The sequence below is a fragment of the Pseudobutyrivibrio xylanivorans DSM 14809 genome (genome assembly GCF_900141825.1).
GTDB classification, from domain to species: Bacteria; Bacillota; Clostridia; order Lachnospirales; family Lachnospiraceae; genus Pseudobutyrivibrio; species Pseudobutyrivibrio xylanivorans.
On the sequence record NZ_FQYQ01000025.1, the window covers coordinates 1 to 25,714 of the forward strand.

Here is a 25,714-nt window from a genome sequence, read left to right on the forward strand (position 1 = left end):
TTCCTCGCAACTTCGATATGCATTAATAAATTGTTGCTTGCCATTGATTAGATTTGATATGACATTTGCAACCTACTATGCCAAAAAAAGAGCCGAAGGAAAGCCTCATCGAGTAGCTATAACTCATGTCGCTAAAAAGCTTGTTAGAGTTATTTTTGCTTTAGAAAAGCAAGACATCGATTTTAATCCTTCAAAAGTACGATAAATAAAGCCAATAACCTTCATGTATGTACCATCTGATATACAAAATTCAGATGGCTTACTAATTTTATGCTTTTTTTGAGATTCTAATAAAACATCATTTATCTATTGACTTCTTATAGTTTGTCACCTCTAGTATGAAATTCTAATTTTAGACGATGATATTCTGTAGAAATATCCAACCCCAAATAATCTGGAATTTCTTCAAGATATGTTTCTAGGTTCATTATTTCTTCAATATCTGTGTCTGAAATCACTTCTTTCTTTATAAGATCTTTGTATCTCTCAAATTTATTTCTCAATTCATCACTCAATAAATCTGCACCAAAGTATCCCTCAACTATTCCCTCATAAGGAATATTAGACAACCCATCCTTCGCAAGTGTTCTTGTCTCCAAATCAAACACAACCGCATTCTCAACACTATTAATGATAAATGGCGAATGCGTAGTTACTATAAACTGTATGTTAGGGAAAAACGTGGTCAAAAGTTTCATCACATTTCTTTGAAGTTCTATATGTAAATGAGTCTCTATCTCATCTATAAAAACTATCCCAGGCATATCAAAAACAAAACTTCGATTTGTATGCTTTTCCATTCTCATCATGATATCAACAACTATATCTAACACCGCTGCATAACCATCAGATAAGACATTGAAACCAAATGGTTGTTTGTTCGCTTGTACAATTGAAAAGGTAAAATTCTCTTCATCAAAAACTAACGCTGTAGAATCGTCCTCGAAAATAGCCTTAAGTAAGTTGTCGAATTCCATAAACCATCTATGAATAGTATCAGCCACTTCATTCTTACCCGATGTCCTTGCCAACGCCTCTTTCATTTTCAAATCAACAATGTACTTTACAAATTCTATTCTTGGCGATTCATTTAAAGTATATCTATCTTTGAGATTCACCTTTTCGATATGATTAGGAATATCCGATTTAAACTCTCTTTTGGCCCTGTAATATGCCACTACAAATTCATTATTTTCAAAATGGCTTTTTAAACTATTTACAGGGTTATTTAATCGCAGCAGTACACCTGCTTTTACATCAAGTAATCTTCTTTTTTCATTTTCAACATTATTGGTCCAGCGAGAAATATCGTTCTCTGAATTATTATTTGTTATCGCAACTGATAACTGCTGTTCATAAGCTCTAATTCTATGTTCAATCTGTGTATAGTCTCCATTCTCCAACAAAAAAGAAAGATTCCTAGAAATCGCATTAAGAAGACTAGTTTTTCCTGTACCATTCTTTCCTGTAATTATTAAATTCTTTTTCTGTTCACCGGATATAGGAATACTGATATTGGCTAAGTTTCTCACTTCATCAATTTGAATTTCTTTGATAAATATATCAGACATTGAACACCATTCCTCCTCAAACTCTTCTTCTCAAATTGAGAATAATGATTTCTTATAATTTTCTTAGTTTTTATTATCTCATATTCTAAAAGTGTAGACAAATGCCTGTGTCAATTATTATTCGCAAATCGAATACAATAACTCTTCCACGTTCCTATCCCTGCTCCCCTGGCATAGGTCTATACTTCCCAGACAATTCCTCCACATCAATTCTCATAACAGTCACAATAGACACCATCTTCTCATCAAATGAGAATCCATCTATGCCAGTCTGAGTTTTCATGATTGCCTGAAGGCCTTTGTCTTTCTCCACTGGGTCATCTACAAATGTAATCTTTCCCGTACCCATCAAACACTCGTAACTCACACCATACTGGCAAGCCATCCTGCCTTCAAATGGTTCAACATTCAACTCCATTGTGAAGCAACACTTAGGATTCTTTCTGATGATATCCAGCTTTCTTCCTATGTGCCCACTATGCAAATAAAGCACATAATGCCCATCAGTCTCATCTCTTACAACACCATAGTTCATAGGTACCACATAAGGTTTACCATCATCCACAAGTCCCAAATGAAGGTATAAACAGTTATTCAATATATGTTCTATTCTATTTGGATCTGTAATTTCTCGTTCTCGTCTGGTCATACTATTTCCTCTTTGTTGTTTTTTAATATGCAACTGAAATACTTAATTCTTGATTATTATATTTTGATTCAATGGTTATAGTTCCATGTTGGTCTATAGGTAAATCAAATGTTTTATTAGCATTATAGTCTTGAATAACCTCAACCGTGTCGTCTTTATTTGCATCACCATCATCTATTGTTCTTGTAATTCTATATGTCATATCCTTCTTATTGGATGCTACCGTATAGTGTTTTGGTGTATCATCTCTTGGAATACTTTTTTTAGCGTACACACCAAATATTTCAGGCTCCTCAGCCGCATATTTTTCCTCTAAATATTCATAGAACATATCGCTATTTTTATCTATAGAAGAATTAAGAACATCCCATAACACTGGTGTAAATTTTTCAGCACCAACACTATTAAGATGATACAAATCACAGAAATACTCTCCACTGTCAATATCCAGATAATCCGGCTTAATAAGATTAAAGTCATAAAACTCTACATCATATTCATTTGCCAAATTACGCATATCAGAAAGATAGCCATCATAATTATCTGCACTAACCAATTGTACTCCTGTCATTGGAGTTATATATAATTTAACGTTTATGCCTTTTTTCTTACAGAATTCGATTGTTTTTCTCATGTACTTTTCACTCTTTGGCGATAGACAATTAAAACCTAAATCTCTGTCATCTGAGAAATTTTTATCTGCATCTATAATTATACGGTTTTCAGAATAAGAAAAACCTTTTGGTCTATATTCGGTAAGTCCCTGTACTCCATCGATGGAAGTAGGGAATTCTTGATGTGTATAGCTTTTATACTCTTCGCTCTTTTTTACATCAATATTTTTTGATATTTCTTCCCAGTTAAATACATTAGCCCTATATCTTACAAACGGAAAAATAGTTTCTAACATATGGTCTACGTCAGCAGAATGTAATTGTATAGCTAAGGAATTAATGGAGGGTTTCATGTAATAGGAAAGCACCCAGGCTATTGAATAATTTTGAGGTGCATCAATCCAATCAGTAGGTACATACTTTTGCTCGTTTTCAGACCAAACATCACATTTTGTATTAGTCCAAAAATAGCATTCCAAATATACATTTTTTATATCATAACGAGAATACGCATCTTTTAGCAAATAGCAGGTAGTATCCCAACGTTGTGCCGCCGTTGATAAATTAAAATTATTTTGTCCATTTATTTCATCTAGAATATAAGGATTAACAGCACTATATACATGCGATGAGCCTAAAAAAAGATTATCAATATTCTCCTGCTCATAATAGGAATGCATTAATATCCTAATCCAAGGATCATCTGATACCAAAAGATAATTAACTCTGCTACAAACAAAACATAAAAGTACCAATCCCAGTATAAGCTGAGTTGAATTTTTCAATACTTTTTTCATAGTTCTCACCTTTAGAATTGAAAGTATATAAATTGCTGAACATCATAGGCCTGTCCATAACAGCCAAATAATAGAATAATTAGTAATAAGCCAATCTCCGTCAGTATTCGGAACCACCAATTCTGTTTAAAAAAATGTTCAACAACATCTTTTCCTCGATATTTTTGATAATCGACGATACCTAAAATAGAGACAGCCAATACTAGTATCTGAAAATAGGGCCTAGATATCCCTAGATTAAATAAAGAATCATCTACAAGTGAAATCCAGTTGTTTGTACATAGTTCTTTTAGTAAAGTCTTAGCTGCTGCATATGTATTTGCTCTAAAAAACAGCCAGGCAAAACATGTTAATGTGAAAGTAATAAATAGTTTTAGACTTTTATTTGAGGAAGTCTTTAAATCTTTCTTTAAGCTTATTAAATGTCTTATTTATTAAACCTTCAACGATCTGATATATACCATGCATAGCCCCCCAAATAACGAATGACATACTCGCTCCGTGCCACAAACCACTTACGCAAAATACAATCATTAAATTGAGATATTTTCTTGCTGTACCTTTTCTATTTCCTCCAAGCGGAATGTAAAGATAATCTCTGAACCATGTAGATAACGAAATATGCCATCTTCTCCAGAATTCTTTTATGCTCTTGGAAAAATATGGAGCATTGAAATTATCCATCAAACTAATACCTAGTGTAAGCGCTACACCTTTAGCAATAGTAGAGTATCCATAAAAATCGCAGTAAATCTGAATTGCAAAAAGCATAGTTGCGATGATTATATAATACCCATTAAATGTCGAAGGATTTTTGTAAACAGTATTTACAAAAATTGCGACACGATCAGCAATAACTACTTTGAGAAAGAAGCCATATAGCATTATAATTAAGCCTCTTCTAAGATTTTCGTAACTAAATCTTTTTGGTACTGCAAGCTGCTTTAATAAGTTTTTTGATCTTTCAATTGGTCCCGCTACGAGCTGAGGGAAAAATGAAATGAATAATGCGTATCTAAGGAAATTATGCTCTGCATAAATATCCTTTCTATAAACATCGATAAGATACCCCAATGCTTGTAAAGTATAGAAAGAAATACCTACAGGTAGGATTATGGAATAATCCCATGGTATTTCTTTTTTGTCAGCAAATATAAGTATCTTATTAATATAGGATATAAACATGCTGGAATATTTGAAATAGCCTAATATTGCTAGATTTACAAATATAACAGAAAAAAGGCATAGTTTACGCTTTGATTCAACTGTGATTTTCTCAATAACTAACGCTCCAACATACGTTATTGCAGTTGAAAAGAATAACAGTAGAACGTATGCAGGATTCCACTGTATATAGAAATAGTAGCTAGCAACAAGCAACCATATATATCGAAATTTACTAGATATAATATAATATCCTAAAATAACTATAGGAAAAAATACAAGAAAATGACTAGAATTAAATAACAATTAATCTCCCCCGCAATCACAATTATATTTATATTTTCTTCTTATTGCTCCCAGTCTGCCACTTCACTAATCAGACCACATATTACCAAGCCCAAATACCAATAATATGGAAACTGGTATGCAAAACTATCAACAAAGTAATACACATTAGTGCCAATAAACATAAACAACAGCAGCGACTTTAAAAAGATATCTACTTTCTTATTAGCAGCTAATTTCACAGCATCCTTTATGGTTAAAATGAAAAAGATGAACAGTGTTACGAATACTAGAATTCCGTAATCTCTTCCATAATCCAGCCACATATTGCTTGTGGAGTTATTGTGGGTAAGGTCCAGTCCAAAGTTTCCCCAGTGCTTGGTAATAATAAGATGTATTCCTTCTTTAAGTGCTGCAAATCGTTCTGTTCGGATATATTTCACCGCAAATCCAATAGCAACTGCCGCACTAACACCTAGCATCACATATGGTCGTGCCTTCACTACTGTCTCATTCTTCTCAGAAATCCTATAAACAAACCAAATCAATCCGGCTACTGCAAAACATCCTGCAAAAATATAGTTGAAACAAAACGCCAATTTATCCGTATAAAAAGTATTCCCTGTAAAAGCCACATTATAATACCCCAATACAGCTATAGGCGATTTTCTCGTGAGAATAAAGTTCAACAGACCTAATACTGTAATGCCAATTGTAAGTGCACTAGTAACCGCAAGGACCTTAACCCGAGAATAATCCTTCTGCCTTTTCTTTTTACCTATAAAATTATAGTCTCTCTTTGCTACTAACAACTTTCCGAACAAATACATAAGCATAGGGATAGCCATAGTCGTAGGTACAATATCCTGCTTTCCAATGTGCTGATCCAGCATAGCCTTCACAAAGAATGTCTCCATCAAAAAGCAGAAATTAATATCAAATCTTAAATGCCCTACATAAATGCTCTGATACAATATAAATGGTATAGTCACTACCATTAACCAGACGGTCGACAGAGAATTGTAATAAAGACCATAGAACGCCAAAAAGGCACAGGCAAGTATAAATATTATTTTTGCTAATTTATCATTATTTCTAATCCAGTTCATTACTTGTCCTTTTATTTGTCTCCGTCAGATACCTTTTTCTCTTTTCTAAATGCCCATTTCTTTAGAATAAAGAAATTAACAGGCATAGAAATTGGTAAATTAAGCAGTGGAGAAATAAACTTAGAAACACCCACTACATGAATCCAGAATGTCGACATCAAATTGTTTAATATCAATCCTGTAAATGCATAAGACATGTAGCTCTTCATCAATGCCTTGAATTTAGCTGAAAATGAATCATTTACACCAAATACTTTTCGACTGTTCCAATGGAAGCTCCACAAAACACTTAATAAAAATGCAGTAACGTTTGCCACTATATAGTCAAAATGAAAACCTGGTACAATGACACGCTGCAATAATAATGTGCTTACATTAATCGTATATGATACAGCCACGTTCGACACACCAATCATGGCAAACTTAACGAACTGGAAGAAGCTGTTCCAATTCTCCTCTGACCATGTTATATGTAAAATCTTTAATCCTCGTCCAACAACAACTCGGATAATACCTTGAATAATTTTCCAACTCGTGCCTAAAGATTTATGAATGAACCATGAAAATGGGCTCATATATCTCCATATAAGTTTCGAAAATGGCTTCTTTTCAAAATCTCTAAAAAAGCTTTTGCGACGACTATTTTTCTTTACTGAAGTGGTGAGACTTGGATTTCTCTTTGAAACCTTATTGTAATCTACTTCTTTATAGAAAAAATAATCCTTTAATTTTTTAAACAACTCATATCCGCGTTCACTGTTTAGGAATACAAGCGATGTACCCTTACCATCAAATAATTCAGGATAGCTCTTATTAACGCCCCAAAAATCTGCAATGGTAAAATCTGAATAGTATTTTGGCACGACTTTAAATCTACATTCATAGCAGGAATCTCTTAAAATTGTATCATCAAGAAATCCCATCATGTATGGATCCTTTAATCCAGGAGATTGACGAACCGTATTTCCACTCGCTGTTTTAATAATTGTTCCATCACCAAATGACAATCCCATTGGATGCCACTTCTTATCTTTGGATCTGAATTTAAAACCTACAATTTTGTCTTTTACCTTATCTTCCATGTAAGCAATATAACTTGCAAACACTTTAGGTGAAGGAATTCCATGACAAATAAAATCTATCACATAAAGATTATCGTATTTACGATTTCCTAAATAACTGCACAAACCTGCTGCCTGACATGGTGTTCCTGAAAAAAGAACCAATCTTCCATCATCAAGACTCTTTTTCACCTGCGAGTAAATATTTCCAATAACACTCTGAGAATGCTTAGAACCTCTAAGCTTTGTTAAATCCTCTGGCTTTTCTACGAAAATATGTCTAACTACCATATCTTCACAAAGAGAAGCGCCAAATACTATACCTTTATTTTCAAGTATATAATTAGCGAATAAGCTAAATGCTCCGCCTGATGAGCTGTCAGCTCGAATAGAATCATCTTTAATCCAGCCTCCTATTGTCTTTGGCTGTTCGAAAACCCCAGCTATCTCCCCTGCATCGACACAATCTGCCTGGATAATTGGGCAGACCTTTTCGCATGCTCCACAATTAATGCAAGCACTAGTATCCACCTGTGGAAACAAAAACCCCTCATTATCTTCCACCATCTTAATGCAATTCACAGGACATGTCTCAGCACATGAGCTACATCCACAACACTGCGTTTTATCACTAATCTTTATCATTATTACTCCGATACACCAATACTGTCTTTGAGATACTGTATTGATTTCTGTCTTTCTCTTTCAATCACTTCTTTAACAAACTCTCTATCATAAGTAGCCGTTAAAGATTCCCAATCGTCGCCATCAGAATTAATATCAATCTGTAATAAATCTAGCATGTTATTAATTCTGGCTCTAAATCTTTTACATGGGATTAAACAAAACTGTTTCTCAAAAATAATAGAAAATGCCAGTCCATGATATGAGTTTGTACAAACATACTCAGCATCTCTGAACAGCGCCAAAAATTCCATTGGACCAACATCAACTAATGTCTCATCTACAAATCCTGGATTATAACCATAGCGACTAATCTCAATAAGCTTTATACCCATCTGTTCTTTTATCTTACGAGCGTACTCATAGACTTCCTGATCACGCTGCATAATATATAAAAGAATGTATGGATGCTCTTCTATTCTCTCGCAACCTACACCATCCCAGTCTTCCTTTGTCAGAAGGAATGTTGGGTCAATAAGTCTTTCCGCATCTCTACCTGTCAATTCTTTTATAAATTCCTGACCTGCTTTTTCTCTTACAGAAAGATAGCCAATAGAACCAATATAATTTCTAATCTTGTTATGATAACGCTTATTTATATTTTCTGAGCCAAAGCTTGGTGCATAGGCAATCTTATTTGCAGGATTCTTTTCAAACTGCAAAAAGTAATTATATGAAACTCCAGCTGTTAGAAACGGATTCCAAATCTGATCGCTTCCGCAAATATATTTATCATCTCCAGGAGGGCATCTTCTCAAGCTGAAGTGACTTATATATTTTCTGCTAAGCTGAGAATACTTTAAGGCAAATCTACCGAACTTATGTCTACGTCCTGCGCGCTGTCCCATTGTTGCCCAGCCAGAGAAAAATTCCTTTACGTTTGTAGTTATAGGAAGTAAGCGTACCCTGTCAGTGAATCTGATAAACCAGTTTCTATAATCTACTATTTCTACGTCTACCTTACACTGCTCCTTTACTGCACGCTGCAATGCATAGGCCTGAAGTGCTCCGCCAAAATTATTTACAAAGTGAAATGTTATTATTCCTACTCTCATCCACTTATATTCCTTTCTATGCGTTAACCCCTTTTCCCTCAACATTTTTCTTAACAAGTGCTGTAACTACTAATCCGATTATGGTAAGTAGTGATATTAATTCTGCCATTCTCCAATATAATGGTTCCTCGAAAGCTATATATACTTCTCCAGTATATGGCTTATCAAAAGCAACTGTCAGTTTATTATTATTTCCTGCAGTCGTCATCAACTTATTGCCATCCTTATCTCTGGCAACTATATGTGGGTATGCAAATCTAGGGACTTCCAATGTAGCATTTTCTGTAGCTTCTACGTATACCTGTAAATTCACTCCTGATTCACTAATCATTACCGCATTTACGTTTTCTCCATACACCCCATAATCTAATACTTCGGAATCCATGCTTGTACCTTGAATTAGATAAATGGTACCTAGATACATTCCAAAATCTCCAGTACGTGTGTATGTTAACAAATCAGCTGTATCATATGACCTGAAAATAGATGTGACAAAAGCTTCGTCCTGATACTCGCTTACAAATAATAGAGTCATAATTACACTCGCAAGTGTAATGCCGGCAAAAAGCTTTTTTAGTGTAACTCCCATTTCTGCTAGCTTTTCCAATACAAGTACCAGTAGTATTGCAAGGAAGCATACCGCTATACCAATATATCTATATGGGAACTGCACACTTACTAAAAAATTACCTATAACTGGAACTTCATTTATTCTATTCCATGGGAACAAATTACTTGCAACAAATAAACTGATTACTGAACCCAGCGTCATAACCTTAATTTTTTTATCAGCTTTTCCAGCCACTATGAAAACTATTGCAACCAGCAAACCTGCCATAAGAATCAATCCTGGTGTAAGCAATCCTCTTCTTGTAACGAAATTTCCACCGGTAATTGATTTAAATACTGCAAAATAATCGCTTATATATGCCCCCTGACTTTGGATATATGATTTTTCAAATCTATGTTTAATTGTAATATCCACGCAGGTATAGTATTCCATAAATGGAACTATGAATGCTGCACAAATTAATCCGCACAAAACTACTGCCTTCATCAAAACGCCAAAAGTTTCTTTGCGGAAAGTTTTCTTAAACATTGCCAATGCTATAATCAACAGTGCCATAACAAACATTTCCGTTGACAAAATATGGCAATAAATAAGTCCCGCCATTCCTATAGCTAAAGTCAAAGCGTTCTTTTTATATTCTTTTGATTTAATATCCTGTGTGTATATGTTCCAGAACGCCAACATTACAAGTGGATAAAAACAGGTTGCAGAGTATTCTCCCATTGCAGCCCTGGCATATAAACATACAAGTCGGTATGTTGAGAATGTGTATACCGTGGTGAACAGAAATGCATGCATGTCCGATCTAAACATTTTCTTGCCAGCATAATACGCAATCGCAGATGTCAGCAAGTTTATCCCGAATATATAGATTTTATAACTCTGCATGACCGTAAAACCAATAATACGTAAGAACGCAGGAATATATAAAAGGACATCCCCGTAAAATATTCCAACTGGATATCCATAGTCATCGTTATAGACAGAATACATTTTCACTGGGAAAGCTCCACTTTTCAGTCCATCCACAATTCCTTCTATACGAACCAAGTGATATCTGATATCATCACCTGTCATCATACCTTTAAAGAATAAAGGTAGTGATGCTAAAAATGTAATTCCTATAACAATACCTATAACCTTTTTATTTTGTGAAACAAACTTGTTATATAGTATTAAATCTAGAATCACTGAAAGAACTATCCATAAAAATACTAATATTCTTATATCATGTGTGTTTCGAATTATATTAACACCTGTTAATTCGAAATCACCACCCATATATTCTTTCAATCTAAATCTAAAGGCATCTACATCTGTGTCCAGCTTGAAATCATATCTTGCCTCATGCTTATTATTACTAAGTAAAAAATAATCAGCAGTTTCAAGATATCCGCCATCTACTTCCACAACACCCTTTTGTATCTTGGTAGTGTTATAATTTAACACCAATGTGTATGTACCATGCTCTAAAGGTATATTAGGTCCAAAAACTACATAACCGTCACCGACTAAACCGTTGGCATCTTCCGCATCAAGCTTCCAGGATGTTCCATCAAATACAACTTCCGAATGACTTGTAGTCATACCGTCCAACGGAATAACAAAAACATTATCGCCCTTCATTCGATGAACCATCACAAACATTAATGCAATAAATATAAGAATTTCTATTGCAAAAACTATAATTTTATTAGCACGCAGCTTTTCTATCATCTTATATCTCCTTAATGCTCTCTAGACTTAGCACAAATTTCTTCCAACTCCTCTGGAGTATGCTTCAAAAATTCGTCTGGTCTTACAGTTCTGTCATCCACGTAAAATCCCTTATGACCTGGCCATACTTTACCGAAAACTATCTCGTCATATGGAATATCCCATTTCTCCAGCCATTCATGTAAAACAACAGCTGTATTCTTATTTATAAGACCAATATTTCCGTTGTAAGAATTCATGTTTCTAGATGTATAAAGAATAATCTTCGCACCATCAGCCTTGCATTCTCTGAGCTTTTCTACCATATCTGGATATGGAATCAAATCCTCATATCTCTCTTCCTTTTTCTTAATAGGGCAAAGTGTGCCGTCTATATCAAACACAAATGAATAATCCTTATACATCTGCTTCAATCTCCTTCAAAATTCTATCTACATTCAAAATAAAGCCAAACACCTTATGTGGGTTGTCAATGTGTAATGGTAGCATGGAAATGAATAAGGATGCTTCGTATATACGAACTGTTAAATAATCAAATCCATTCTCCTCAGCCTTAGCCTTGAAAATCTTCATGTATTCAGTATTGTCGAATGGAATATCTAAATCATATGAGAAATCATCAGCTATTCTAATGTCAAACAAGCCATTGTTAAAGAAATCATATTTACCACATACAGAATGGCTAAGCTTTGCTACGTCATAATATGGATTTGTCCACAAATCTTCTTCCTTGCTGGCACCCTTAGGGTCGATAAACTTCAAAGTTTGTGTAGACTTGTTGTATAACGTATTTGCGAAACAAGGATCACCGTGACCGATAACAAGCTCTCTTGGGTATTTGTTTCTGGCTTCAATCTTATCCTTAAGAGCATAGTATCTCTCTAAAAGGTTATCGATTGTAAGCTTGCCATCTGCAGAAAGCAAAGTCTCTATTCTCTTATACTCTGGAAGCTTCTTTAAATCCTCAATACGGCTATTCACCTTATTGATATAAAGCTCATCAGCCATAGCCTGATACTCAGCGTCTAAGCATTCCTTAGCATGACGGCACTTGAAGAAATAGAAATACTTATCCATAAGTGCTTCAAACTCGGACTTATCCATGGAACCATGTACCCACTTGATAGCAAGATCTGTCATGTGAAGACGTTCCATGGTGTAGCTGGCCTTCTGATCATCCTCCTTATAATCAAATGGCATTACAAACCAGTACTTCATATCCTCTGGAAGGAGGTGATAGAAGTCGTATTCTGCCTTAATCTTCTTCTTATTTGTTGATGACTTTACAAGAGTGTACTCGTTTCCTTTTAAACTATTGAAATATCTGGAATCAAAATTACCCGTCACGCATTGGATGAAGTTAGCAATAATGCCGATATCAACCATTCCGGCAATATTGAAATGCTCCTCCATTTCCTTTACAAGATCCCATGCTTTTCTTCCTGCAATAATGTTCTTACAAAATGCTACATATGAATCAAGATTAGGGAATAGTGCAGCAACAGCTCTGTTTCCATCGAGAGCACCAAATGGCTCATCAATAAAGCTAAGCTTTTCGAATGAAAGCTTGGCAGCTGCTGCATCACTAACGATGTAGTTAGAAAAGCAGTGAATTACTCTAACATCCTGCATATTATAGACTTCAAGATGTTTGAGCAGCTCAGCATATTCAAAGACAGAGCGAACCTTTTTCCATACTACATCTGAGAAAACTTTCTCCATCTCATCCTTGTAGTATTCCTCCAAGCAACGCTTTTTAACAACAACATCAGCAAAGCCCTTTTCACCGATGATGTCTGCAATTACCTCACTCTTTCTTCCAGTATCATCATAAATAACAATAGTTTTCATACTATTTCCTCTCGCTCTTTGAAATATCGATTGCCTTTACAAGCAGATATATCACTATCATTAAGATTACACTTATTAGTACAAATCTTTTAAGCTCTATAGTCTGGCTTCCAACCAAAGCTGACTTTAAATACTCCGAAATCTTGTTGCTAAGTCCTGCGCCATCTACTGTAATTGCATTTAGAAGGACAACACTGCCTATCTCCACAGCCCATGCAAGCAATGAAAGTACATAAAGAATTATTCCCCTTCCCTTGGAAACATTCATGATTTCCAGATAAACACGATTCATAGTATCCAAGAATCTAAGCATCTTTATCTTACGAACTGTACCATCTGCTCTTAACAAATATTTCTTCCAATAGCTGTAAAGTCCCGGAAATACGATAATCATTAATGTCACAATCACAAGGAACACAACCAGCAAATAAACAAGTGGTATTATTGTCTCACCACTGGCAAGCCACATCACAACTATCATTGTCACCAGCGCGATAGTATCCATAAATCTATCCATCAGAACTGTCACGATTCCTTTTAGCATGTTGCCAGCCTGATGACCGTAACAATACATTCTGAAGAATTCACCTAGCTTAAACGGAATAAGAATACTTACCGGTGTAACCTTGCAGTATGTCTTCGCATATGCGGACGGAGTAATGTCTGCACCATATAATGCTAAATACAAGCGAAGGGCTTTCAAAAAATGCACCATCACTACAGTGGCAACAACCACTACAATATGCATCATCTGAACGCCCTGAAATACATTATATATATTATAGTTAAGGAAAAAGATTAGTGCTGCTGCAAACAGCACTAAAATATTTATCCAGTTATATACTAATGATTTTTTCTTCATCATCTCTCCACTACTGCTGATTACTATAAATCACCTGTGCAGTATAATCCTCTACGATTTTATCTCTGTGTTCTCCCTCAATAAACTTCTTCTTGTTTATTATATATGAACCAAGCATTTTTAACACTACCATAGCCTGATTTACCATCTTAACGTTTGATACCTGGTCATCTTCACGCCAGATGATAGGGAAGAATTTTACCTTATACTTATAGTATGCCTGTCCCATTACCATACAGTAATTAAACATGAGATTATCCTTATACTTCAAATAGAACTTATCTCTAAGGATATCAACCTTGTACATATTTAAGCCTGAACCAAGATCATAAACCTTACAACCGCATCCAATAGCAAACAATGTATTGTAAACAACATTTCCAAATGTTCTAAACTTTGAGTAGCCCTGAAGCTGTGAGCCCTTCATAAAGCGTGCGCCAAGGAAGCAATCATAGTTCTCATATTCCTTGTTCTTGAAATATGGAAGCATGTTTGAAATATCTCCCTGGTCATCACCGTGAAGCATAAGAACATAATCAAAGTTGTTCTGCGCAGCATAGTTGAATGCCATCTTCTGAGAACCACCAAGACCGTAGTTTTCATCATTTCTAAAGAGTGAAACCTTTACTGGAAGATTGTGCTCTTTAAGATAATCCTGTACTACCTGCTCACCATTATCTGTACTTCTGTTATTAATAACAATTACCTCAGACAGATATGAGCAAACCTCATCAGTAAGCTGTCCAAGTACACGTACAATCTGCTTTTCACAGTTGTACATAGGTATAAAAAGTAATATTTTGTTATCCATTATCTTCCCTTTCTGCTAAGATGCGCCTTAACAAGGCCATCTATCTTATTAGTCAATAAATAGATCCCATATGCCATATAAGGAATCATAATTAACATATATGGAAATACATATCTGGTCTTAGCTTCCCATATAATTGAAAATAAAAATCCACCATATACTGCTATAAGACCTGTATATAGCTCTAATTTTTTATTCCTATTCCACATGATGAACAGTGCCACTGTAATTGATATATAAAGTAGTAGCTGATATATATTCATATATCCATCCATCAGCTTCCATGCTTTGTCATCAAAATATATAAACCTGGCAAGTGCTGATTGATTACCAGTAACATTGTTGTTCATAACAATACACTGATACATAGGTGCGGACCACTGGGTCGCAATCTTTCTAAAATAGAATTTTGCACCTCCAACAGGATGTTGCACACATAGTTTCAAAAATTCAGATACTATTTGCTTTCCCTGTTCCGATGATGGCACTGGATCAAATTCATTTGCCTCAAAAATTGCATGATGTAAGCCATTAAACCATCCAGAATGATTGTCGTTGTTGTTTGTTCCCATTGCAACATAAAGGCTAGATGGTATCTCTGTTGCATCCTCTGGAATATGGGAATCATATAAAGCTGAAATAAAAACTGACTTTAATAGTATGCCCATAACAACCGCTAGGATTATAGCGATATTCCTTTTTCTATGGTTCGTAATAAGCTTTACAAATGATACGCCTAAGATTGCCACTAGAATAATTATAGTGTTCTTTCTTACTAAGAGCATCATTGTAGTCATGGTCAAAAGAGTAACTAAATCGCTATGCCTATATGCTTTCATTAGTCTCGCATACAAAAAAAGTACTATCAGAGATAATGCTATCGATAACAATTCACCGTAAACAAATGGAGTATAAAAATATAATGGCAAACATAAAAATGCCAACAACAATGCGATAAAAGAAACGGTCCAATTATCTGTTATTTCCAATGCAAATCTATATATGAAATAAATTATTAGACCAACTGAAATACAGGATAGAATCTGAAATGGCAGATAGTTCCATTCACCAAATACAAAAAAAATAATTCTAATAAGAGTAATTATTCCTAACTGATGTGGACATTCTGCAACATACTCTCCCTTTTCAAGCCACTGATAATTCCCTTTGTTGAAATCAGCTGCCGCCTGACATATTTTCCATTGATCAGCCTGTACTTCTGTACCACTTCCAAGTACCCAAAGAATACTTAATCCTATGCTAGTAAATGAAAGTAATATCGCCAAAACATTGATATTAATTTTATTCTTTACATGCTCTAGTTTGGTTTTGGCAAAAACCATGCCTGTAAATATTATCGCTATAGCAACAACATTTAGAATCAAATTATCATTAATTCTATAAACGTGTTCATCACGTAAATCAGTGTTAATATAGCTTATAAAAAAAGAGGTAAGAGTAAGACCCATAAACATTACCCCTGCTATTATTATAAATATCTTTATTAATATTCTTTCTAATTCTTTCATTACAATTTGCCTTTCGCAGACTAATACATATTAGATTATACACTATTGGTTTCCTTATTGAAATGAATAAACTTATTTCCTTTTCTTAATTAAATAGTGATATTATATTTACTATGAAAATATTAATGATTAACGTGGTCTGCGGTATTCGAAGCACTGGCAGAATCTGTACAGATCTAGCCATTCAATTAGAAAAGCAGGGCCATCAGGTTAAAATTGCATACGGTAGAGAAAATGTCCCACCTCAGTTCCAATCCATGGCAGTCCGTGTTGGAACTGATTTAGATGTTAAGATACATGGTGTAAAGACCAGATTATTTGATGCCATGGGGCTTGGAAGTAAATCTGCCACAGCTGAATTTATCAAATGGGTAAAGGAATATGACCCTGATGTAATTCATCTTCATAACCTCCACGGATACTATATAAATTATCCAGTTCTATTTGATTATCTGAAGACTTGTGGAAAGAAAATCATATGGACCATGCATGATTGCTGGAGCTTCACTGGTCATTGCATGTATTTTAATTATGAAGATTGCTGTCGTTGGAAAACCGGATGTGGCTCTTGCCCTCAAAATGGTGTATATCCTGTTCGTTGGGGCGCCGATAGATCTGCAAAGAATTTTAAGCTTAAGCAAAGCTTATTTACGAACATTCCAGACCTTTCAATAGTCACTCCATCAAATTGGCTAGAGGCTTTAGTAAGGCAATCCTACATGGGCGAATATACTATTCAGACCATACATAACGGCATTGATACTAATACTTTCAAGCCAACCACAAGCAACATCCTTCAGCAGCTTAATTTAGAAGGCAAGAAAATAATTCTCGGCGTAGCCGCTGTATGGGATAGACGAAAAGGTCTTTCAGATTTTATAGAACTGTCTAGATTAATAGATGATTCTTACGCCATTGTTTTAGTTGGTCTTAGCAAAAAACAGATAGAACAACTTCCTGCCAACATAGTAGGTATTGAGCATACGAATTCTGTAGATGATTTAGTTAAGCTATATTCTGCAGCTTATGTTTTTGTTAATGCCACCTATGAAGACAATTATCCTACAACAAATATAGAAGCAATAGCCTGTGGTACACCTGTTATTACATATGACACCGGCGGCAGTGCAGAAAGTGCTAAACTATATGGAATCGTTCTAAATGAGAAATCTGCTAAAGCTATTTTTGACGTATTATCTTTGATTCCATCATTGCAGTCTTCTGCAGTGAACGATTCTATTTCTAACGATGCAGCAATAGAATCTTATATGAAAATATACGAAAAGATTTTGTAACTAAGAAAACCTTTGGTCTGCATATCACTGGCCAAAGGTTTATTTTTTACTCTACTTCTCTAAGTTTTAAAAACTTGATTTCTTTAATTTCAGGAACTTCTATCTCCTTATCATCCTGCATCACTTTGATAGTAATATCTGAAATAGTGTTCAATAACCATCCTCGTCTGGAACCTAGAGGTAATAACAATTTACCCTCATCCATCTCACAAGACTGTGAACATTCTTCACCATTATCATTTATCCAAGACACAACAACCTTCATTCCACTATTGTACTGTCTTTTCAAAAGGCCTTTTAGTGGACCAAATGATTCTGCATCCTGCACGAGTGGATTATGGAAATCATAAAGAATATACTGAACATCATTTGGAAGGCTTTCAAACTCTATGTAGGCAAAGTCGGCATCATTACCGTTAATTGGTTCAGCAAACTGAATACTTACGGAATTGCCCTCATCTGACATCTCATATCCTGTCTGATTCTCTGTAAATATTTTAGAAAGAGTCTCTATGGATTTACCAAATGATCCCGATTCTTTACCTATATTCTCTCCCTGATAATCCAACGGAAGACTTATATTCTTATTATTAGCTAAGACTTCTTCCTGAGATAATTGTCCTGCATTTGGAATAAACAATCTGGCATTGTTATCAAAAATGTAGTCACCAGAAGTAAGAAGCCAATGATAAAAATAATAGTTATAGAATGGACTGACATTAAGTCCAACGATAGTATCGTTTCTACGTAGATAATCTACTGTCTCCTCTACTGCACCATAACCCTTTATTGTATTCAAAACCTCCATTACGGAGTCGCCCTTCATGTCACATAGATAGAATAGTCCAAAGCTATCTACGATTCCCATATAGGACTGGTTCTTATCCAGTGTGTCCATATAGTCGCTGGTTCTCATTACGTAATCATATGTATCAGCTTCTATAAAGCCTTCGCCAAGACGAGGTTTATAGTCTGCCACGTAAACACAGCTTTCTGGAACAGCATAGCTGGATTGTAATTTTTCATTGGAATCTATCTGTAGAAATCCCTCTGCTGATACCACTGAAAGAATTATTATCGCAAATGCGAATATCCAATGGGCATTGCCTCTGTGTTCTTTGACCATTTTACTTACCAAAACAATCAAAACAACAAAAGCTGCTTTTACTATTCCATCACTTCTAGAATAGATATCATAATAATCAAATCTTACGACTGTATAGCTGAAAGCCACTAAAAACATCAAGCCTACAGATAATGATATAAGTGCTGTCTCCATGCTTTTGTTGACTTTTCCATTGTATAAAAACAACGCTACTGAAAGCCACACAATACTTATGAGCACGGTATATGTAAGGATATAATATACAGCCAGCTTAAAAGGAAGGTTTGATATATAAGACATAAAGCCATCTGGAATAATCTGACCAAATCTGTTAATTCCGTCCGCATATATTGTTTGAGAGCCCATTGCAAGCATGTGCTTTAATGTTCCAAGCAACAAAGGAATGCCCGCTAAAACAGGTATGAAACATACAATCCACCAGCCCCAGAACCCAGGCTTTTTAATATCGTTTGCCAATTCTCCGTTCTTAGCATATCTATATATCTGCCAGATACCCATTGGCAAGAATCCCATACAAACCGCAGCTCCAAACACAGGATAATATAATCCATGTATAAAGCTGGTTAAGAACCATGCTTTCAACCATAAGTTTCTATTCTCGATAGTCTTAGGCCAAGTTAATAGCAATATGACTGGTACAATCAAAGTGATTCGATTATAGTCTGTAACCAAAAACAATACAGAAATCAGCAATACCCATTCAGCACTTAACTGCTTACGAAGCAAGAATACTATTACGAAGATGACTGCAAGATAAAACATGTTTGCCGACACAAAATAAAATGTAGCAAGCCCATGTCCAAAGAATGCAAAAAATGCTCCATGCAAAACAGAATACATTCCAGATACAGGAATATACTCTGAGAATGGCTTTTGACCCAACTCAAAAATCTGTGAGTAACCAATCACGTTCTCATAGTAATGATGTAAATCTGTAGGCATAATTGAGCCCGAACCGCTAAATCTATTAAATGACATGATAGATACACATGCACCAAAGCTTAAAATATTCTGCAGACTTTTAGGTTCAGCCCAATTATTTTTAATTTTATAAATAGCCTCAGCTACAAAACCGGCTATGATAGCCACCACTAATACTAGAATTCTTTTTGGCATGTGTATACTTACAATTTCTCCATTGTAAGTATATTTTGAAGCTATAAATACAAGCAATGCAAATGGAATCAAAAGCTGAGAAACAAGCATCCCTCTCAAATAAATCTTTGAATCCTTGTTTATAACGCCTATAGCCAATGAAATAATAAGTGCTACTACTGCAATGACATTAATGGATATCGCTCTATTAACTCCAAAAAAGACCGCCAATCTATAAAGTCCACATATTCCATAAATGGATAGGAACATAAACGAAATTCCATGAACTGTATTGGCCTCATTTATAACACTAAGAAATGCAACTAATATCAATGCAGCCAACACGATGACGCTTAGTTTTTTATACAAAATAAGGTTCGTACATAACGACACCAATAAAGCAATAAGGACAAAGCTTCGTCCCTTAAATTGCTTTAAAGAATCGATACTTTGTCCTAGTTTTCTAACAGTAAAGTAGATTCCATAAACCACGGCACCTATAATTGAGAATAAATAGAAAAGATTCTTTTCTGCGCTTTTATTACTTCCATCACCAGCAGTATGTTCTATTACTACATCGGTGAACGTCTGATTTGTATTACCAGTAAACGCCAAATATCCAAGAATACAAATTGCTCCCAAAATAAGCATTCCTACAAAGAAAATAAGTCTCTTTCTTTCTGCATTCTTAACCTGATTCATGGAATACCCCTTTTATTTATTATTTTGTTTTATAAAATGATTTCACTGTCTCAATTACCTTTGTCCTGTCTTCCTTAGAAAGACCATAATACAATGGTAATCTAACAAGTCTCTCGCTCTCTTTTGTAGTGTAGATATCTTCTCCATCGAATCTACCATACTTCTTTCCAGCAGGTGCTGAATGAAGTGGAATGTAATGGAATACCATCTGCACGCCATTATCTTTAGCATAATTAATAAGATTTGTACGCTCCTCCAAATCCTTACACTTAAGATAAAACATATGAGCATTATGTTCGCAGCCTTCTGGAATAACTGGAAGCTCAATCTTTCCTGCATCAGCAAGCTCCTTTAAACCGTCATAATACTCATTCCATGAATTCATTCTGTCATCAAAAATCTTATCTGCCTGCTCTAACTGACCGTATAAATATGCTGCATTAAGCTCCGATGGAAGATATGAAGAACCAGCATCTACCCATGTATATTTATCAATCTGTCCTCTAAAGAACTTTGCACGGTTTGTACCCTTTTCACGAATAATCTCAGCCTGCTCAATTAAATCCTCATTCTTGATAAGAAGAGCACCGCCTTCTCCCATAGAGTAATTCTTTGTCTCATGGAAGCTGTAGCACCCGAAATCTCCTATTGTACCAAGAGGCTTACCATTATACTTACTCATTACACCCTGGGCAGCATCCTCTACTACCCAAAGATTATGACGTCTGGCAATATCCATAATCTTATCCATTTCGCAAGAAACACCTGCATAATGAACTGGGACTATAGCCTTTGTCTTATCTGTTATAGCAGCCTCGATTTTATTTTCGTCAATGTTCATAGTATCTGGACGAATATCTACAAAGACAACTTTTGCTCCTCTAAGAACAAATGCATCTGCAGTAGAAACAAACGTAAACGATGGCATAATAACCTCGTCCCCTGGCTGTATATCACAAAGAAGAGCTGCCATCTCTGTAGCATGAGTACACGATGTGGTAAGCAGAACCTTTGGAGAACCTGTATTCTCCTCAAACCATGCATTACATTTCTTTGTGTACTCACCATCTCCGCAAATCTTATGCTTAGAAATAGCATCCTTTATATATTTTTCCTCTGTTCCTATTACTGGAGGTACGTTAAAAGAAATCATAATAATTCCTCCTCTAATCTTTTTTATTGTTCAACCTATACTATACCCTTTGACAAACAAAATCAAACTTTTATGGTAAGTATTTTCTTATTTTGCCGTCTTTATCATGCATAATGAAATATCCATAACGTGTAGAACTATCTGTTATTTCTCCATCTAAGCTATCCATTATTTCATATTTTATAACAGCATCCGGCATATTCTTTATTGCCTGTTCCATAAGAGTCTTATCTTCTTGACTAAACACATAACGAATTATTGCATTCTCCTTTTTTGTAGAAGTAACATCTGGCTTTTTATCAACAGCAATGTCAATAACCGCCTTTACGAAATCAACTCCCGTCGATAACTCAACAAGACTGCTACCTATGCAGTCTCCACCCATTCTTCCACCAATTTCGATAATACGAATATTTCCATCAGCGTCTATCTTCAGTTCAGAATGAGACGCGCTATTCTTTATCTCAAGAGTATCTAGTGCATGAAAAACAACGTTTTTAACCTTTTCTTCCATCTCTGGAGTCAAATCTGCTGGCTCACAGTGTGCTGTCTCAATGAAATGAGGTGCACCTGTTGTATATTTTCTAGTAATAGCAAGTAATGTATGCTCACCCTTGTAGCTGACGCTCTCAATACTATATTCAGTACCTGTAGCAAATTCTTCAATAAGCGCACACTTTTCGAAACCAACTTCCTTTGCTGCCTCTACTGCTGCATCCAATTCTGATGCAGATTTAACCTCTGTAATACCTCGGCTTCCTGATCTATCAAGAGGCTTAACAATAACTGGAAATTCAAAATCTATATCAGCGTAGTCTTCTTTTGAACGTACCATTTTAAATTTCGGAGAAGGATCTCCATTCTCTAAAAAAGCATTTCTCATAGCCAATTTATTCGTAGACTTTTCAGTAGCCTCAAGGCTATTTCCATTTAATCCCATATGATGCGCTACATAATTTACCGCAACAGTGGCAAGATCTGAAGCTATTGTGCAGATTCCGTCAATACCGATTTCCTTGCACTTCTCTAAAATCTGCTCCTTCTCAACTATACTGATTGGATAAAAATAGTCTGCAAGACTCTCTCCAACATCTCCTGCAGCCCATGCAAAAACATGAGTTTCATATCCAAGTTCTTTTGCCTTATTAATCAATGGCACCTGCAAATATGATGCTCCAATAATAGCTAATTTCTCCAAAAAACCTTACCTCTCATCTTTATCGTCATTAATGATTTGTCTAATGACATATTTAGGTCTGTCTTTAGTCTGTACAAATATATTTCCAACATAAAGTCCCACCATTCCTATTGTAAGAATAACTAGTCCTCCAATAAGGAAATTTGATGCCACAATACTTGTCCAGCCAGGATCTACATCAACAAGAAAATACTGAATAATTATTACAATTATAGCTATAAATGACAGAAGTGTCATTCCAAATCCCAATCCCACAACAAGCTTCAGCATTTTATCTGACTGTGATGTGAGTAGCTCTATTGCCATATTCATTCTTCTTTTGAAAGTATAAGAGCTTTCTCCCTCAAATCTGGCATTATGTTCAACATCAAGTGCTGTAGAACGAAATCCCAGCCACTTAATATACATTACGTAATCACGATACTGCTCGTTCATTCCACAATACGCGTCAATTACTTTTCTATTTATAACTGAAAAATTACATAATGCTCCATCATAATTTCCATCTGTAGCAAAGTTATAAACCTTATAAAAAAGATTTGACCAAAAGATTTTGATTTTTGAATCCTGTCTTTCTGCTCTTCTAGCAAACACTACGTCATAACCTTCTTGTGCCTTTGCATATAATCTAGGTATTTCTTCAGGTCGATCCTGTAAATCGCAGTCCATCACTATTACCCAGTCTCCTGTACAATTATCTAGACCTGCAAGCATAGCATTCATTTGTCCAAAATTTCTGGACAATTCTATTCCCTTAACATGTGGATCCTTTGCGCAGAGTTCCTCAATCACTTCCCATGAATTTTCTGGACAGTTATCGTTTACAAGAACAATCTCATATTCATTTGTCATAGAAGACAAAGTCTCTGTTAATCTTCTATGAAGCTCTGGTAGTGCAGCCCTGCATCCATACACTGGTATTACAGCCGAAAAAACCATTTATAAATCCTCTTTTCAAAACTTCTTATAATCTACTTTAATCAAAGTCCCATCTAAGGTCCCACATTCCTAATTCATCTGCCGGTACCTTTTTAAATAAATAATTATCAAAATCATCTATTGATATATAAATTTCACAATCCACATTCTGAATATTAGCAAATGGGAAATCAGAATGATTTACCCCCTTCCAACCAGAACGTGCCACTTCTCGTTCCAGCTCATATTCAAAATCCTGATTTGTGGTGTGGTCATGTACAATAAGCTTCAATTCACGAATTTTTGTATAGTTAAGGCTATCAGCCTGAACCAATCTAAAACGTGTGCCGCCATCCTCTTCTTCAGCAACTTCCAGATACGCATTATCTTGCGCAAATTTCATTACATCTTCATCAACTGTGTTATTAATTAACGACTCTACAAATGATGAATTTTTAGAAAACTCTGTTATACAATATTCCTTACCAAATTCCTCTATTATTGTCTGTTTAGGACTATAAAGATTAGTTCCACAACCCAATCTGTCAGAGGACATTTCTGCGCCCAAAGCTGCTAAAATAGTTGGAAACAAATCTAATGTAGAAAACTCCTTGTGAGTATTATCTTCACTTACAGGAATCGCATTAATAATACATGTATATGTCTTTCTTTGATAATCCTCAGGTATATTACTAGCAAATTGAGCTGCCATTGTAGGATGATCACCGGAAATAACTATTGTAGTGTTATTATAAAAATCCTGCTGCTGAATCCAATCTACAAATGCTGTTACCTGTCTATCAGAGCATGTCAATACATTCGCATACTGATTGTCTCCAAATTCATTTCCGCAAAGTCGACAAGCATAACCATCAGTTGCATGTGTGTCCATTGTAAACATAGTATAGTTAAATGGCTGTCCACTCTTTGCTAAATCTGTGATTTCACTCTTGGCAAATTCAAAAAGCTTTTCATCTTCATATCCCCATGCTACATAGTAATCTTCAGGGATAAGCCCATTTGCAATGGCGTAGTCATAATCATGAATATCATAATTACCATGTCCCTTATAGTATGCACTTAATCCGCCAAAACCAGCAGATGAGCCCATTTCAACTACATTCTTGTAGCCTTCTTTTTCCAAAATATCTCCCATTGTTGTAATAGTTGGGAAAAACTGTTCCGGATTAGTAATTGAACCTTCGTGAACAGGTAAATCTAATGGTAATCCACTTGTTTCAGCAAACAATGCTGCCGTTGTCCAGTTTGTACCTGGAAGAGATACTCCACCCTCAAGAGAATCATCATTACCTGAAAAATCCTCATATTTTTTTGCCAATTCTGTTAAATTAGGAATGTAATTATCTGAAAAAGCTCCTCCATTTGAAACATCTGAAAACGATACTTCCATCGATTCCAAATATATATATATCAAATTCCTTTTTGTCTCTGGAAACTTTATGGATACAGTGGAAGGATCAACATATTCTTTACCTATAAAGTCACTTTTATTTGTATCCAAAACATCGGAAATAAAATCGCTAAAAACGCGTGTTTTCTTGTTAAAAGAATATACACTTACAGCGTTTGATACAAATAATACAAATACAATTGCAGTTGCTATTATTCTATATAGCTTTCTGTGCTTGATTTTTATTATATGCATAATAATAAATATAACAACAATAGCAATAACTGCTGGAAACGCATAATGAAGTAATGCAGAATATATCATCTGAGGATCCGTTCCATCAAATGATGTCTTCAAATGAAATAATAATTCCGAATAAGAAACCTCTGGCCAAGTGTTTCTTAAGTAGCTAAATGCTGCAAACAATATAACCAATATAGCTGTTAAAAAGTAAAACAAAATCTATCCTCCCTAAATCTAGCCACGA

General features: G+C 35.1%; 19 protein-coding genes and 1 pseudogene. 2 read left to right on the forward strand and 18 right to left on the reverse strand.

Features of this window, described 5'->3' with window-relative positions:
* Positions 1–205 (forward strand): annotated as a pseudogene (locus BUA88_RS16400) (IS110 family transposase); the annotation flags it as partial.
* Between the two features lie 112 nt (positions 206–317).
* On the opposite strand, the gene BUA88_RS13295 reads toward BUA88_RS16400, so the two are convergent.
* The 13 genes from BUA88_RS13295 to BUA88_RS13355 form a co-directional block, all read right to left on the reverse strand.
* Positions 318–1,571: an AAA family ATPase gene (locus tag BUA88_RS13295; RefSeq protein ID WP_072918861.1), complete on the reverse strand. Its 1,254-nt coding sequence runs from the start codon at positions 1,569–1,571 to the stop codon at positions 318–320.
* 154 nt (positions 1,572–1,725) lie between these two features.
* A complete protein-coding gene (locus BUA88_RS13300; RefSeq protein WP_072918863.1) occupies positions 1,726–2,220 on the reverse strand; it encodes a pyridoxamine 5'-phosphate oxidase family protein in 495 nt (164 codons plus the stop codon).
* A 22-nt stretch (positions 2,221–2,242) separates the two neighbouring features.
* Positions 2,243–3,631, reverse strand: coding sequence for an SGNH/GDSL hydrolase family protein (locus BUA88_RS13305; RefSeq protein ID WP_072918865.1), 1,389 nt, complete (start codon positions 3,629–3,631; stop codon positions 2,243–2,245).
* A 381-nt stretch (positions 3,632–4,012) separates the two neighbouring features.
* Positions 4,013–5,101, reverse strand: a complete 1,089-nt coding sequence (locus BUA88_RS13310) for an MBOAT family O-acyltransferase (RefSeq protein ID WP_242939624.1) — start codon at positions 5,099–5,101, stop codon at positions 4,013–4,015.
* Positions 5,102–5,142: 41 nt separating this feature from the next.
* Positions 5,143–5,982, reverse strand: a complete 840-nt coding sequence (locus tag BUA88_RS13315; RefSeq protein ID WP_143151443.1) for a hypothetical protein — start codon at positions 5,980–5,982, stop codon at positions 5,143–5,145.
* A 218-nt stretch (positions 5,983–6,200) separates the two neighbouring features.
* A complete protein-coding gene (locus BUA88_RS13320) occupies positions 6,201–7,895 on the reverse strand; it encodes a GtrA family protein (RefSeq protein ID WP_072918870.1) in 1,695 nt (564 codons plus the stop codon).
* A gap of 2 nt (positions 7,896–7,897) precedes the next feature.
* Positions 7,898–8,989: a polysaccharide pyruvyl transferase family protein gene (locus BUA88_RS13325; RefSeq protein ID WP_072918872.1), complete on the reverse strand. Its 1,092-nt coding sequence runs from the start codon at positions 8,987–8,989 to the stop codon at positions 7,898–7,900.
* A 16-nt stretch (positions 8,990–9,005) separates the two neighbouring features.
* Positions 9,006–11,276: a glycosyltransferase family protein gene (locus BUA88_RS13330; protein WP_072918874.1), complete on the reverse strand. Its 2,271-nt coding sequence runs from the start codon at positions 11,274–11,276 to the stop codon at positions 9,006–9,008.
* Between the two features lie 11 nt (positions 11,277–11,287).
* Positions 11,288–11,680, reverse strand: a complete 393-nt coding sequence (locus BUA88_RS13335; RefSeq protein ID WP_072918876.1) for an HAD family hydrolase — start codon at positions 11,678–11,680, stop codon at positions 11,288–11,290.
* Positions 11,673–13,127: a hypothetical protein gene (locus tag BUA88_RS13340; protein ID WP_072918878.1), complete on the reverse strand. Its 1,455-nt coding sequence runs from the start codon at positions 13,125–13,127 to the stop codon at positions 11,673–11,675. The genes BUA88_RS13335 and BUA88_RS13340 overlap by 8 nt, the downstream gene beginning before the upstream one ends.
* A gap of 1 nt (position 13,128) precedes the next feature.
* Positions 13,129–13,989 (reverse strand): lysylphosphatidylglycerol synthase domain-containing protein, encoded by an 861-nt coding sequence (locus tag BUA88_RS13345; protein WP_072918880.1) that lies wholly within the window; start codon positions 13,987–13,989, stop codon positions 13,129–13,131.
* A 10-nt stretch (positions 13,990–13,999) separates the two neighbouring features.
* Positions 14,000–14,800 (reverse strand): glycosyltransferase family 2 protein, encoded by an 801-nt coding sequence (locus BUA88_RS13350; RefSeq protein ID WP_072918882.1) that lies wholly within the window; start codon positions 14,798–14,800, stop codon positions 14,000–14,002.
* Entirely contained in the window at positions 14,800–16,329 is a 1,530-nt protein-coding gene (locus tag BUA88_RS13355; RefSeq protein ID WP_143151445.1) for a glycosyltransferase family protein, read from the reverse strand. Before BUA88_RS13355 ends, BUA88_RS13350 begins: the two co-directional genes overlap by 1 nt.
* Positions 16,330–16,454: 125 nt before the next feature.
* Here BUA88_RS13355 and BUA88_RS13360 point away from each other — a divergent pair, with 125 nt between their 5' ends.
* Positions 16,455–17,624, forward strand: a complete 1,170-nt coding sequence (locus tag BUA88_RS13360) for a glycosyltransferase (protein WP_200798871.1) — start codon at positions 16,455–16,457, stop codon at positions 17,622–17,624.
* A gap of 46 nt (positions 17,625–17,670) precedes the next feature.
* Here BUA88_RS13360 and BUA88_RS13365 read toward each other — a convergent pair whose 3' ends face one another.
* From BUA88_RS13365 to BUA88_RS13385, 5 genes are all read right to left on the reverse strand, one after another.
* Complete coding sequence (locus BUA88_RS13365; protein ID WP_072918887.1) at positions 17,671–20,547, reverse strand: hypothetical protein; 2,877 nt, start codon at positions 20,545–20,547, stop codon at positions 17,671–17,673.
* Between the two features lie 19 nt (positions 20,548–20,566).
* Positions 20,567–21,700, reverse strand: coding sequence for a dTDP-4-amino-4,6-dideoxygalactose transaminase (gene rffA, locus BUA88_RS13370; protein ID WP_072918889.1), 1,134 nt, complete (start codon positions 21,698–21,700; stop codon positions 20,567–20,569).
* A gap of 70 nt (positions 21,701–21,770) precedes the next feature.
* Entirely contained in the window at positions 21,771–22,898 is a 1,128-nt protein-coding gene (locus tag BUA88_RS13375; RefSeq protein WP_072918891.1) for an ATP-grasp domain-containing protein, read from the reverse strand.
* Positions 22,899–22,904: 6 nt separating this feature from the next.
* Entirely contained in the window at positions 22,905–23,837 is a 933-nt protein-coding gene (locus tag BUA88_RS13380) for a glycosyltransferase family 2 protein (RefSeq protein ID WP_072918892.1), read from the reverse strand.
* Positions 23,838–23,874: 37 nt separating this feature from the next.
* Positions 23,875–25,686 carry a sulfatase-like hydrolase/transferase gene (locus BUA88_RS13385; protein ID WP_072918894.1) on the reverse strand — a complete coding sequence of 604 codons (1,812 nt, stop codon included), beginning with the start codon at positions 25,684–25,686 and terminating at the stop codon, positions 23,875–23,877.
* Positions 25,687–25,714 lie beyond the last annotated feature (28 nt).